The organism is Pseudomonas sp. PSKL.D1, assembly GCF_028898945.1.
GTDB lineage: Bacteria > Pseudomonadota > Gammaproteobacteria > Pseudomonadales > Pseudomonadaceae > Aquipseudomonas.
In genome coordinates this window covers 125,916-140,690 of sequence record NZ_CP118607.1, presented here as the reverse complement: position 1 = coordinate 140,690, position 14,775 = coordinate 125,916, and the positions used below count along the sequence as shown (strand labels likewise).

The 14,775-nt window shown below is 53.0% G+C and carries 3 protein-coding genes, 2 tRNA genes and 5 rRNA genes; 1 reads left to right on the top strand and 9 read right to left on the bottom strand.

The window, feature by feature from the left end; genetic code table 11:
* Positions 1-29: 29 nt before the first annotated feature.
* The 9 genes from PVV54_RS00665 to PVV54_RS00625 all read right to left on the bottom strand — a co-directional run bounded on the left by PVV54_RS00665 (position 30) and on the right by PVV54_RS00625 (position 13,379).
* Positions 30-2,921, bottom strand: a 23S ribosomal RNA gene (locus PVV54_RS00665).
* Between the two features lie 238 nt (positions 2,922-3,159).
* Positions 3,160-3,235 (bottom strand) — tRNA-Ala (locus tag PVV54_RS00660).
* A gap of 23 nt (positions 3,236-3,258) precedes the next feature.
* Positions 3,259-3,335 (bottom strand) — tRNA-Ile (locus tag PVV54_RS00655).
* An 85-nt stretch (positions 3,336-3,420) separates the two neighbouring features.
* Positions 3,421-4,957, bottom strand: a 16S ribosomal RNA gene (locus PVV54_RS00650).
* Between the two features lie 449 nt (positions 4,958-5,406).
* A 5S ribosomal RNA gene (rrf, locus tag PVV54_RS00645) occupies positions 5,407-5,522 on the bottom strand.
* A 147-nt stretch (positions 5,523-5,669) separates the two neighbouring features.
* A 23S ribosomal RNA gene (locus PVV54_RS00640) occupies positions 5,670-8,561 on the bottom strand.
* 319 nt (positions 8,562-8,880) lie between these two features.
* A 16S ribosomal RNA gene (locus PVV54_RS00635) occupies positions 8,881-10,417 on the bottom strand.
* The 16S, 23S and 5S rRNA genes sit together here with 2 tRNA genes alongside, the layout of an rRNA operon.
* Before the next feature lie 545 nt (positions 10,418-10,962).
* Positions 10,963-12,183: a CaiB/BaiF CoA transferase family protein gene (locus tag PVV54_RS00630; protein ID WP_274908124.1), complete on the bottom strand. Its 1,221-nt coding sequence runs from the start codon at positions 12,181-12,183 to the stop codon at positions 10,963-10,965.
* A gap of 14 nt (positions 12,184-12,197) precedes the next feature.
* Entirely contained in the window at positions 12,198-13,379 is a 1,182-nt protein-coding gene (locus tag PVV54_RS00625; protein ID WP_274908123.1) for an acyl-CoA dehydrogenase, read from the bottom strand.
* 163 nt (positions 13,380-13,542) lie between these two features.
* On the opposite strand from PVV54_RS00625, the gene PVV54_RS00620 reads away from it, so the two are divergent.
* Entirely contained in the window at positions 13,543-14,457 is a 915-nt protein-coding gene (locus PVV54_RS00620) for a LysR family transcriptional regulator (RefSeq protein WP_274908122.1), read from the top strand.
* Positions 14,458-14,775 lie beyond the last annotated feature (318 nt).

The window sequence follows — 14,775 nt, the reverse complement described above, 5'->3', positions numbered from 1 at the left end:
GAGGCATGCGCAAATTGCTTGGGTGTTATATGGTCAAGCCTCACGGGCAATTAGTATTGGTTAGCTCAACGCCTCACAGCGCTTACACACCCAACCTATCAACGTCGTAGTCTTCGACGGCCCTTTAGGGGATTCAAGATCCCAGTGAGATCTCATCTTGAGGCAAGTTTCCCGCTTAGATGCTTTCAGCGGTTATCTCTTCCGAACATAGCTACCCGGCAATGCCACTGGCGTGACAACCGGAACACCAGAGGTTCGTCCACTCCGGTCCTCTCGTACTAGGAGCAGCCCCTCTCAAATCTCAAACGTCCACGGCAGATAGGGACCGAACTGTCTCACGACGTTCTAAACCCAGCTCGCGTACCACTTTAAATGGCGAACAGCCATACCCTTGGGACCGGCTTCAGCCCCAGGATGTGATGAGCCGACATCGAGGTGCCAAACACCGCCGTCGATATGAACTCTTGGGCGGTATCAGCCTGTTATCCCCGGAGTACCTTTTATCCGTTGAGCGATGGCCCTTCCATACAGAACCACCGGATCACTAAGACCTACTTTCGTACCTGCTCGACGTGTTTGTCTCGCAGTCAAGCGCGCTTTTGCCTTTATACTCTACGACCGATTTCCGACCGGTCTGAGCGCACCTTCGTACTCCTCCGTTACTCTTTGGGAGGAGACCGCCCCAGTCAAACTACCCACCATACACTGTCCTCGATCCGGATAACGGACCTGAGTTAGAACCTCAAAGTTGCCAGGGTGGTATTTCAAGGATGGCTCCATGAGAACTGGCGTCCCCACTTCAAAGCCTCCCACCTATCCTACACAAGCAAATTCAAAGTCCAGTGCAAAGCTATAGTAAAGGTTCACGGGGTCTTTCCGTCTAGCCGCGGATACACTGCATCTTCACAGCGATTTCAATTTCACTGAGTCTCGGGTGGAGACAGCGCCGCCATCGTTACGCCATTCGTGCAGGTCGGAACTTACCCGACAAGGAATTTCGCTACCTTAGGACCGTTATAGTTACGGCCGCCGTTTACCGGGGCTTCGATCAAGAGCTTCGCTTGCGCTAACCCCATCAATTAACCTTCCGGCACCGGGCAGGCGTCACACCCTATACGTCCACTTTCGTGTTTGCAGAGTGCTGTGTTTTTAATAAACAGTCGCAGCGGCCTGGTATCTTCGACCGGCGTGGGCTTACGCAGCAAGTGCTTCACCCTCACCGGCGCACCTTCTCCCGAAGTTACGGTGCCATTTTGCCTAGTTCCTTCACCCGAGTTCTCTCAAGCGCCTTGGTATTCTCTACCTAACCACCTGTGTCGGTTTGGGGTACGGTTCCCAGTTATCTGAAGCTTAGGAGCTTTTCTTGGAAGCATGGCATCAACCACTTCGTCGCCTAAAGGCAACTCGTCATCAGCTCTCGGCCTTGAGATCCCGGATTTGCCTAAGATCTCAGCCTACCACCTTAAACTTGGACAACCAACGCCAAGCTGGCCTAGCCTTCTCCGTCCCTCCATCGCAATAACTGGAAGTACAGGAATATTAACCTGTTTTCCATCGACTACGCTTTTCAGCCTCGCCTTAGGGACCGACTAACCCTGCGTCGATTAACGTTGCGCAGGAAACCTTGGTCTTTCGGCGTGCGAGTTTTTCACTCGCATTGTCGTTACTCATGTCAGCATTCGCACTTCTGATACCTCCAGCAAGCTTCTCAACTCACCTTCACAGGCTTACAGAACGCTCCTCTACCGCATCACCAGAGGTGATACCCGTAGCTTCGGTGCATGGTTTGAGCCCCGTTACATCTTCCGCGCAGGCCGACTCGACTAGTGAGCTATTACGCTTTCTTTAAAGGGTGGCTGCTTCTAAGCCAACCTCCTAGCTGTCTAAGCCTTCCCACATCGTTTCCCACTTAACCATGACTTTGGGACCTTAGCTGACGGTCTGGGTTGTTTCCCTTTTCACGACGGACGTTAGCACCCGCCGTGTGTCTCCCATGCTCGGCACTTGTAGGTATTCGGAGTTTGCATCGGTTTGGTAAGTCGGGATGACCCCCTAGCCGAAACAGTGCTCTACCCCCTACAGTGATACATGAGGCGCTACCTAAATAGCTTTCGAGGAGAACCAGCTATCTCCGAGCTTGATTAGCCTTTCACTCCGATCCACAGGTCATCCGCTAACTTTTCAACGGTAGTCGGTTCGGTCCTCCAGTCAGTGTTACCTAACCTTCAACCTGCCCATGGATAGATCGCCCGGTTTCGGGTCTATACCCAGCGACTAAACGCCCTATTAAGACTCGCTTTCGCTACGCCTCCCCTATTCGGTTAAGCTCGCCACTGAATATAAGTCGCTGACCCATTATACAAAAGGTACGCAGTCACCTAACAAAGTAGGCTCCCACTGCTTGTACGCATACGGTTTCAGGTTCTATTTCACTCCCCTCTCCGGGGTTCTTTTCGCCTTTCCCTCACGGTACTGGTTCACTATCGGTCAGTCAGTAGTATTTAGCCTTGGAGGATGGTCCCCCCATGTTCAGACAAAGTTTCTCGTGCTCCGTCCTACTCGATTTCACTGGCAAGAGATTTTCGTGTACGGGGCTATCACCCACTATGGCCGCACTTTCCAGAGCGTTCCACTAATCTCAAACCAGCTTAAGGGCTGGTCCCCGTTCGCTCGCCACTACTAAGGGAATCTCGGTTGATTTCTTTTCCTCAGGGTACTTAGATGTTTCAGTTCCCCTGGTTCGCCTCTTGCACCTATGTATTCAGTACAAGATAACCAGCTTATGCTGGCTGGGTTCCCCCATTCAGAGATCTCTGGATCACAGTCTGTTTGCCGACTCCCCAAAGCTTTTCGCAGGCTACCACGTCTTTCATCGCCTCTGACTGCCAAGGCATCCACCGTATGCGCTTCTTCACTTGACCATATAACCCCAAGCAATCTGGTTATACTGTGAAGACGACATTCGCCGAAAATTCGCATTTCGCTCATTACTGAGCAGAACTCACAAATTTTACCTTAGCCTGATCCACCAGCAGTGAAACTGGTGTTCAGTCTATATCTATCACATATCCGAATTTTTAAAGAACGATCTGACAAAAGTCAGAAATCAACATTCAAACTGAATGTTCATTTCTAAGTTCTGATCAAGTACTGCAAAAGTGGTGGAGCCAAGCGGGATCGAACCGCTGACCTCCTGCGTGCAAGGCAGGCGCTCTCCCAGCTGAGCTATGGCCCCGTATTTACGGCTGAACCATGTAATGGTAGGTCTGGGCAGATTTGAACTGCCGACCTCACCCTTATCAGGGGTGCGCTCTAACCAACTGAGCTACAGACCTATAACAGGGTTGCGTTACAGCATCGTCTTTACATCTGAATCAAGCAATTCGTGTGGGAGCTCATCAGCAGGCTGATGTCGTCGATTAAGGAGGTGATCCAGCCGCAGGTTCCCCTACGGCTACCTTGTTACGACTTCACCCCAGTCATGAATCACACCGTGGTAACCGTCCTCCCGAAGGTTAGACTAGCTACTTCTGGTGCAACCCACTCCCATGGTGTGACGGGCGGTGTGTACAAGGCCCGGGAACGTATTCACCGCGACATTCTGATTCGCGATTACTAGCGATTCCGACTTCACGCAGTCGAGTTGCAGACTGCGATCCGGACTACGATCGGTTTTGTGAGATTAGCTCCACCTCGCGGCTTGGCAACCCTCTGTACCGACCATTGTAGCACGTGTGTAGCCCAGGCCGTAAGGGCCATGATGACTTGACGTCATCCCCACCTTCCTCCGGTTTGTCACCGGCAGTCTCCTTAGAGTGCCCACCATTACGTGCTGGTAACTAAGGACAAGGGTTGCGCTCGTTACGGGACTTAACCCAACATCTCACGACACGAGCTGACGACAGCCATGCAGCACCTGTGTCAGAGTTCCCGAAGGCACCAATCCATCTCTGGAAAGTTCTCTGCATGTCAAGGCCTGGTAAGGTTCTTCGCGTTGCTTCGAATTAAACCACATGCTCCACCGCTTGTGCGGGCCCCCGTCAATTCATTTGAGTTTTAACCTTGCGGCCGTACTCCCCAGGCGGTCAACTTAATGCGTTAGCTGCGCCACTAAAATCTCAAGGATTCCAACGGCTAGTTGACATCGTTTACGGCGTGGACTACCAGGGTATCTAATCCTGTTTGCTCCCCACGCTTTCGCACCTCAGTGTCAGTATCAGTCCAGGTGGTCGCCTTCGCCACTGGTGTTCCTTCCTATATCTACGCATTTCACCGCTACACAGGAAATTCCACCACCCTCTACCGTACTCTAGCTTGCCAGTTTTGGATGCAGTTCCCAGGTTGAGCCCGGGGCTTTCACATCCAACTTAACAAACCACCTACGCGCGCTTTACGCCCAGTAATTCCGATTAACGCTTGCACCCTCTGTATTACCGCGGCTGCTGGCACAGAGTTAGCCGGTGCTTATTCTGTCGGTAACGTCAAAACAGCAAGGTATTAACTTACTGCCCTTCCTCCCAACTTAAAGTGCTTTACAATCCGAAGACCTTCTTCACACACGCGGCATGGCTGGATCAGGCTTTCGCCCATTGTCCAATATTCCCCACTGCTGCCTCCCGTAGGAGTCTGGACCGTGTCTCAGTTCCAGTGTGACTGATCATCCTCTCAGACCAGTTACGGATCGTCGCCTTGGTGAGCCATTACCCCACCAACTAGCTAATCCGACCTAGGCTCATCTGATAGCGCAAGGCCCGAAGGTCCCCTGCTTTCTCCCGTAGGACGTATGCGGTATTAGCGTTCCTTTCGAAACGTTGTCCCCCACTACCAGGCAGATTCCTAGGCATTACTCACCCGTCCGCCGCTGAATCAAGGAGCAAGCTCCCGTCATCCGCTCGACTTGCATGTGTTAGGCCTGCCGCCAGCGTTCAATCTGAGCCATGATCAAACTCTTCAGTTCAATACTGCTTGGGTTTTTAAGAAACCCTAAACTTGGCTCAGCAATCTCAAATGACTATGTGATTTCTCGCATGGCCACTTGTGATGCTGATAATCTTATTGACTATCAGTCCGTACTCACAAGCACCCACACGAATTGCTTGATTCAATTTGTTAAAGAGCGTTTGGTTAAGAGCGTTTCGTCTCAACCGAGGCGCGCATTCTACGCTTTCCTCATTGCCTGTCAAGCGTTTATTTTGAAGTTTTTTGCGAGAAACTCGTTTAGCTTCAGACACTTGACTCGCTACGATCTCTCGTAGCGGGAGGCGAATCATACAGCATTCAGAAACGCTGTCAACTGCCTTTTTGAAACTGCCGACTGGCTTATGACCTGGTCAACAAAAAGCGTTAGCTTCTACTTAAAGACAAAACCCCTACCTGCTTGCGCAGATAGGGGTTTTGCGAAATGAATCTTGACGATGACCTACTCTCACATGGGGAAACCCCACACTACCATCGGCGATGCATCGTTTCACTGCTGAGTTCGGGATGGGATCAGGTGGTTCCAATGCTCTATGGTCGTCAAGAAATTCTGTTGCCAGAATGTCCAACTGGACAGCCTAGCGAATTCGGATATGCGATTTGTGATGTTGCGAACTTTCGGGTCTTTCGTCTTCACCACCACAATTTGGCGCTTCTTGTTCAGAGGCCTGCGCAAATTGCTTGGGTGTTATATGGTCAAGCCTCACGGGCAATTAGTATTGGTTAGCTCAACGCCTCACAGCGCTTACACACCCAACCTATCAACGTCGTAGTCTTCGACGGCCCTTTAGGGGATTCAAGATCCCAGTGAGATCTCATCTTGAGGCAAGTTTCCCGCTTAGATGCTTTCAGCGGTTATCTCTTCCGAACATAGCTACCCGGCAATGCCACTGGCGTGACAACCGGAACACCAGAGGTTCGTCCACTCCGGTCCTCTCGTACTAGGAGCAGCCCCTCTCAAATCTCAAACGTCCACGGCAGATAGGGACCGAACTGTCTCACGACGTTCTAAACCCAGCTCGCGTACCACTTTAAATGGCGAACAGCCATACCCTTGGGACCGGCTTCAGCCCCAGGATGTGATGAGCCGACATCGAGGTGCCAAACACCGCCGTCGATATGAACTCTTGGGCGGTATCAGCCTGTTATCCCCGGAGTACCTTTTATCCGTTGAGCGATGGCCCTTCCATACAGAACCACCGGATCACTAAGACCTACTTTCGTACCTGCTCGACGTGTTTGTCTCGCAGTCAAGCGCGCTTTTGCCTTTATACTCTACGACCGATTTCCGACCGGTCTGAGCGCACCTTCGTACTCCTCCGTTACTCTTTGGGAGGAGACCGCCCCAGTCAAACTACCCACCATACACTGTCCTCGATCCGGATAACGGACCTGAGTTAGAACCTCAAAGTTGCCAGGGTGGTATTTCAAGGATGGCTCCATGAGAACTGGCGTCCCCACTTCAAAGCCTCCCACCTATCCTACACAAGCAAATTCAAAGTCCAGTGCAAAGCTATAGTAAAGGTTCACGGGGTCTTTCCGTCTAGCCGCGGATACACTGCATCTTCACAGCGATTTCAATTTCACTGAGTCTCGGGTGGAGACAGCGCCGCCATCGTTACGCCATTCGTGCAGGTCGGAACTTACCCGACAAGGAATTTCGCTACCTTAGGACCGTTATAGTTACGGCCGCCGTTTACCGGGGCTTCGATCAAGAGCTTCGCTTGCGCTAACCCCATCAATTAACCTTCCGGCACCGGGCAGGCGTCACACCCTATACGTCCACTTTCGTGTTTGCAGAGTGCTGTGTTTTTAATAAACAGTCGCAGCGGCCTGGTATCTTCGACCGGCGTGGGCTTACGCAGCAAGTGCTTCACCCTCACCGGCGCACCTTCTCCCGAAGTTACGGTGCCATTTTGCCTAGTTCCTTCACCCGAGTTCTCTCAAGCGCCTTGGTATTCTCTACCTAACCACCTGTGTCGGTTTGGGGTACGGTTCCCAGTTATCTGAAGCTTAGGAGCTTTTCTTGGAAGCATGGCATCAACCACTTCGTCGCCTAAAGGCAACTCGTCATCAGCTCTCGGCCTTGAGATCCCGGATTTGCCTAAGATCTCAGCCTACCACCTTAAACTTGGACAACCAACGCCAAGCTGGCCTAGCCTTCTCCGTCCCTCCATCGCAATAACTGGAAGTACAGGAATATTAACCTGTTTTCCATCGACTACGCTTTTCAGCCTCGCCTTAGGGACCGACTAACCCTGCGTCGATTAACGTTGCGCAGGAAACCTTGGTCTTTCGGCGTGCGAGTTTTTCACTCGCATTGTCGTTACTCATGTCAGCATTCGCACTTCTGATACCTCCAGCAAGCTTCTCAACTCACCTTCACAGGCTTACAGAACGCTCCTCTACCGCATCACCAGAGGTGATACCCGTAGCTTCGGTGCATGGTTTGAGCCCCGTTACATCTTCCGCGCAGGCCGACTCGACTAGTGAGCTATTACGCTTTCTTTAAAGGGTGGCTGCTTCTAAGCCAACCTCCTAGCTGTCTAAGCCTTCCCACATCGTTTCCCACTTAACCATGACTTTGGGACCTTAGCTGACGGTCTGGGTTGTTTCCCTTTTCACGACGGACGTTAGCACCCGCCGTGTGTCTCCCATGCTCGGCACTTGTAGGTATTCGGAGTTTGCATCGGTTTGGTAAGTCGGGATGACCCCCTAGCCGAAACAGTGCTCTACCCCCTACAGTGATACATGAGGCGCTACCTAAATAGCTTTCGAGGAGAACCAGCTATCTCCGAGCTTGATTAGCCTTTCACTCCGATCCACAGGTCATCCGCTAACTTTTCAACGGTAGTCGGTTCGGTCCTCCAGTCAGTGTTACCTAACCTTCAACCTGCCCATGGATAGATCGCCCGGTTTCGGGTCTATACCCAGCGACTAAACGCCCTATTAAGACTCGCTTTCGCTACGCCTCCCCTATTCGGTTAAGCTCGCCACTGAATATAAGTCGCTGACCCATTATACAAAAGGTACGCAGTCACCTAACAAAGTAGGCTCCCACTGCTTGTACGCATACGGTTTCAGGTTCTATTTCACTCCCCTCTCCGGGGTTCTTTTCGCCTTTCCCTCACGGTACTGGTTCACTATCGGTCAGTCAGTAGTATTTAGCCTTGGAGGATGGTCCCCCCATGTTCAGACAAAGTTTCTCGTGCTCCGTCCTACTCGATTTCACTGGCAAGAGATTTTCGTGTACGGGGCTATCACCCACTATGGCCGCACTTTCCAGAGCGTTCCACTAATCTCAAACCAGCTTAAGGGCTGGTCCCCGTTCGCTCGCCACTACTAAGGGAATCTCGGTTGATTTCTTTTCCTCAGGGTACTTAGATGTTTCAGTTCCCCTGGTTCGCCTCTTGCACCTATGTATTCAGTACAAGATAACCAGCTTATGCTGGCTGGGTTCCCCCATTCAGAGATCTCTGGATCACAGTCTGTTTGCCGACTCCCCAAAGCTTTTCGCAGGCTACCACGTCTTTCATCGCCTCTGACTGCCAAGGCATCCACCGTATGCGCTTCTTCACTTGACCATATAACCCCAAGCAATCTGGTTATACTGTGAAGACGACATTCGCCGAAAATTCGCATTTCGCTCATTACTGAGCAGAACTCACAAATTTTACCTTAGCCTGATCCACCAGCAGTGAAACTGGTGTTCAGTCTATATCTATCACATATCCGAATTTTTAAAGAACGATCTGACAAAAGTCAGAAATCAACATTCAAACTGAATGTTCATTTCTGAGTTCTGACCAGGAACATCATTAGACCCACGCAGGGCCTAAGTCGCCTTTACATCTGAATCAAGCAATTCGTGTGGGAGCTCATCAGTAGGCTGATGTCGTCGATTAAGGAGGTGATCCAGCCGCAGGTTCCCCTACGGCTACCTTGTTACGACTTCACCCCAGTCATGAATCACACCGTGGTAACCGTCCTCCCGAAGGTTAGACTAGCTACTTCTGGTGCAACCCACTCCCATGGTGTGACGGGCGGTGTGTACAAGGCCCGGGAACGTATTCACCGCGACATTCTGATTCGCGATTACTAGCGATTCCGACTTCACGCAGTCGAGTTGCAGACTGCGATCCGGACTACGATCGGTTTTGTGAGATTAGCTCCACCTCGCGGCTTGGCAACCCTCTGTACCGACCATTGTAGCACGTGTGTAGCCCAGGCCGTAAGGGCCATGATGACTTGACGTCATCCCCACCTTCCTCCGGTTTGTCACCGGCAGTCTCCTTAGAGTGCCCACCATTACGTGCTGGTAACTAAGGACAAGGGTTGCGCTCGTTACGGGACTTAACCCAACATCTCACGACACGAGCTGACGACAGCCATGCAGCACCTGTGTCAGAGTTCCCGAAGGCACCAATCCATCTCTGGAAAGTTCTCTGCATGTCAAGGCCTGGTAAGGTTCTTCGCGTTGCTTCGAATTAAACCACATGCTCCACCGCTTGTGCGGGCCCCCGTCAATTCATTTGAGTTTTAACCTTGCGGCCGTACTCCCCAGGCGGTCAACTTAATGCGTTAGCTGCGCCACTAAAATCTCAAGGATTCCAACGGCTAGTTGACATCGTTTACGGCGTGGACTACCAGGGTATCTAATCCTGTTTGCTCCCCACGCTTTCGCACCTCAGTGTCAGTATCAGTCCAGGTGGTCGCCTTCGCCACTGGTGTTCCTTCCTATATCTACGCATTTCACCGCTACACAGGAAATTCCACCACCCTCTACCGTACTCTAGCTTGCCAGTTTTGGATGCAGTTCCCAGGTTGAGCCCGGGGCTTTCACATCCAACTTAACAAACCACCTACGCGCGCTTTACGCCCAGTAATTCCGATTAACGCTTGCACCCTCTGTATTACCGCGGCTGCTGGCACAGAGTTAGCCGGTGCTTATTCTGTCGGTAACGTCAAAACAGCAAGGTATTAACTTACTGCCCTTCCTCCCAACTTAAAGTGCTTTACAATCCGAAGACCTTCTTCACACACGCGGCATGGCTGGATCAGGCTTTCGCCCATTGTCCAATATTCCCCACTGCTGCCTCCCGTAGGAGTCTGGACCGTGTCTCAGTTCCAGTGTGACTGATCATCCTCTCAGACCAGTTACGGATCGTCGCCTTGGTGAGCCATTACCCCACCAACTAGCTAATCCGACCTAGGCTCATCTGATAGCGCAAGGCCCGAAGGTCCCCTGCTTTCTCCCGTAGGACGTATGCGGTATTAGCGTTCCTTTCGAAACGTTGTCCCCCACTACCAGGCAGATTCCTAGGCATTACTCACCCGTCCGCCGCTGAATCAAGGAGCAAGCTCCCGTCATCCGCTCGACTTGCATGTGTTAGGCCTGCCGCCAGCGTTCAATCTGAGCCATGATCAAACTCTTCAGTTCAATACTGCTTGGGTTTTTAAGAAACCCTAAACTTGGCTCAGCAATCTCAAATGACTATGTGATTTCTCGCATGGCCACTTGTGATGCTGATAATCTTATTGACTATCAGTCCGTACTCACAAGCACCCACACGAATTGCTTGATTCAATTTGTTAAAGAGCGTTTGGTTAAGAGCATTTCGCCTCAACCGAGGCGCGCATTCTACGCTTTCCTCATTGCCTGTCAAGCGTTTATTTTGAAGTTTTTTGCGAGAAACTCGTTTAGCTTCAAACACTTGACTCGCTGCGATCTCTCGTAGCGGGAGGCGAATCATACAGCATTCGAAAACGCTGTCAACCACCTCTTTACAACCTTCCACTTTCGACCGAATCGCTCAACCTGTTGATTAACAAGGAGTTTTTCGTTCCGGCTACGCTGGAAGTGGGGCGCATTATAAGGAGATTCGAAAGCGCGTCAAGCCTTTGATTTCATTAAGTTTCAAAATCGCCGAAAAGCAAAGCGGGGCGGCCTTCGGCCGCCCCGCCATCAAATAGCCCATCATCCCGTCAAAGCACTCCAGCATCACGCAAACCGCGCACTTCACTGCTCTCCAGGCCCAGCAACTCCTTCAGAACCCTCTCGGTGTGTTCGCCCAGCAACGGGGGCGCATGACGGTATTCCACCGGGGTCTCCGACAAGCGAATCGGGCTGGCTACCTGCGGCACGCTACCCGCCAACGCATGCGGCAAGCTCACCGCCAAACCACGCGCAACTACCTGCGGGTCCTGGAACATCTGTGCAAGGTCATTGATTGGTCCACAAGGCACACCAGCAGCCTCCAACTGGCTCACCCATTCAGCCGTGGTCTTGAATACAGTCGCCTGGCGTATCAGTGGAATAAGCTCTGCCCGGTTGGCAACCCGCAGCTTGTTGGTAGCAAAGCGTGGATCGTCCGCCCACTGCGGCTGCCCGGCCACTTCCGCGAACTTGCGGAACTGCCCGTCGTTGCCAACGGTGAGAATGAAGTCGCCATCTGCCGTCGGGAAATCCTGATACGGCACTATATTGGGATGCGCATTACCTAAACGACGCGGGGGATTCCCGGTTGTCAGGTAATTCATTGCCTGGTTGGCAAGGCAAGCCACCTGTACATCGAGCAGCGCCATATCGATATGCTGCCCAATGCCGGCCTGATCACGATGGGCGAGAGCAGCGAGGATCGCCACAGTCGAGTAAAGGCCTGTCAGTATGTCTGTAAGGGCGACACCTACTTTCACCGGCCCAGCACCTTCTTCACCATCCGGGCGCCCAGTCAGGCTCATAAGGCCACCCAACCCCTGAATCATGAAGTCGTAGCCCGCACGCTTGGCATAAGGCCCAGTCTGCCCGAACCCCGTGATCGAGCAGTAAATAAGCTTGGGGTTGACCGCCTTCAGGCTTTGGTAATCCAGCCCGTAGGCAGCTAACCCGCCAACCTTGAAATTTTCAATGACGATGTCCGACTTGGCCGCCAGTTCACGCACGAGGCGCTGGCCTTCCGGCTGAGTGAAATCGATAGTCACTGAACGCTTGTTCCGGTTGGCCGACAAGTAATAGGCTGCCTCGCTGGTGTTCTCGCCCTCAGCATCCTTAAGGAAGGGCGGCCCCCACGCACGTGTATCGTCGCCACTGCCCGGGCGCTCGACCTTTATTACATCGGCGCCAAGGTCCGCCAGTATCTGACCACACCAGGGCCCGGCCAGCACTCGGGAAAGGTCCAAAACCCGCAGATGAGATAGCGCGCCCATGGGCCGGCTCCTTATTAATAGAAGGCCTGGATGCCGGTTTGCGCGCGCCCCAATATCAGCGCATGTACGTCATGGGTACCCTCATAGGTGTTGACCACCTCAAGGTTAACCAAATGACGAGCCACACCGAATTCATCAGAAATGCCGTTGCCGCCGAGCATGTCTCGAGCCATGCGGGCGATATCCAGCGCCTTGCCGCACGAGTTGCGCTTCATGATCGAAGTAATTTCCACCGCTGCAGTGCCTTCGTCTTTCATGCGCCCCAGGCGCAAGCAACCTTGCAGGGCGAGGGTGATTTCGGTCTGCATGTCCGCCAGCTTTTTCTGGATCAGCTGATTGGCGGCCAGAGGGCGGCCGAACTGCTGACGATCCAACGTGTACTGGCGGGCGGTATGCCAGCAGGCTTCAGCCGCCCCCAGCGCCCCCCAGGAGATGCCATAGCGGGCAGAGTTCAGGCAAGTGAACGGCCCCTTCAAACCACGCACCTCTGGGAAGATGTTCTCCTCCGGAACGAACACGTTGTCCATGACGATCTCGCCAGTAATGGAAGCGCGCAGACCAACCTTGCCGTGAATGGCCGGCGCACTGAGGCCTTGCCAACCTTTCTCCAGCACGAACCCGCGGATGTCGCCAGCATCATCTTTTGCCCAGACCACGAATACATCAGCAATCGGGCTATTGGTGATCCACATCTTGCTGCCGCTCAGGCGGTAGCCGCCTTCGACCTTCCTGGCGCGGGTGATCATGGAGCCGGGGTCGGACCCATGGTTAGGTTCTGTCAGACCAAAGCAGCCGATCCATTCGCCACTGGCCAGCTTGGGCAGGTACTTCTGCTTTTGCGCCTCGGTGCCGAATTCGTTGATGGGCACCATTACCAGAGAGGACTGCACACTCATCATCGAGCGGTAACCAGAGTCGATACGCTCCACTTCACGAGCGATCAAGCCGTAGCAGACATAGTTAAGCCCGCTACCGCCATATTGCTCGGGAATCGTCGCGCCCAAGAGGCCCACTTCGCCCATCTCGCGAAAGATTGCCGGGTCGGTCTGCTCGTGGCGGAATGCCTCAAGCACACGCGGCGCCAGCTTGTCCTGGGCGAACTGATAAGCGCTGTCACGCACCATGCGCTCTTCTTCAGTGAGCTGTTGATCCAACAGCAGCGGATCGATCCAGTTGAAGCTTGCTTTACCGGCCATGGGCAGAGTCCTCTTAGAGTGGGAAGCAGGTTCTTATGCCATTGATGCTAGGCTTGATCATCCACCCGGGCAAACGAGGATTACGCACTCATTAGTGATAAATTCTCACTCCGAAGCACGACTAATCGCCACATTGCTATCGGTAGAAGTGAGGTCGACGTACATGCGCCGCAAGATCCCCAGCACAACAGCCTTGATCTGCTTCGAGGCAGCTGCACGCCATGAAAGCTTCACCAAGGCCGCCAACGAGCTTGCACTCACTCAAGGGGCTGTTTGCCGACAGATCGGCGGGCTGGAGGACTTCCTCAATGTCGAACTGTTCCGGCGCTCCCGCCGTGGCGTGAAACTGACAGAAGCCGGCCTTTCGTATAGCCGGCAGGTCGCGGCACAACTGGACGCAGTGGAACGCGACACGCTGTCGGTCATGCGCCAGCAAGGCGCCAGCGTCATCGAGCTGGCAGTGGTTCCAACCTTTGGCACCCAGTGGCTGCTGCCAAGGCTCAAGGACTTCCAGCAAAAACACCCGGAGGTCACTGTCAATCTGACCAACCGCACCCGACCTTTTCTCTTTGCAGATACGCCATTCGACGCTGCCATCTATTTTGGCGACGCTGACTGGTCGGGCACTCAATCCCACCGCCTCATGGGTGAAAACCCCGTGCCAGTCTGCAGCCCTGCATGGTTGATGGGGGAGGCTGCGCTCAGCGCGCAACACATTGCCACCTTGCCGCTTCTGCAGCAAACCACTCGCCCTTATGCCTGGCGCCAATGGTTTGAAGGCCAGAGCCTTGATATTGAAGGCGACATGACCGGCCCACGTTATGAGCTATTTTCGATGCTCGCCCAAGCGGCAATGCATGAAATGGGCGTTGCACTTATTCCGCCATTCTTGATCCAGCGCGAACTGGAGGAGGGCAGGCTTGTGGTCGCGAACCGGCACGCACTCACTAGCGACAAGGCCTATTATCTGATGATTCCTGAACGCAAGGTTGAATCCGCTTCTTTGCGCGCATTTCGCGACTGGCTCGCAGATACAGCGCGGCACTATAGCCAGTCACATGATGACGGCTCGGACTAATTGACCCTGTAGTCAATTATTTTTAACGCCTACAGATATAAGTAATTGTCGCCATAGAACAAACTGTATCGCAACCCTGAAAATCCCCCTCCAGCCCATCAACCACGCGGCTTTTATGGATATTTGCGACATCCATGAAGCTGCCCGCGAAAACTTCGCAAAAAAAATCAAAAAATCTCCTAATCTGCCAATTGCCCATGTTTGACGGGCTGCAGCCCAGCACTTGCGACATACGGTCACAGGGTGACTTGTAGTTTTAAGTTCGTATCGCTCCAGAACCGGTTGAAGGTGCCTGAGTTCGTCTGCAAAATGCCTCGC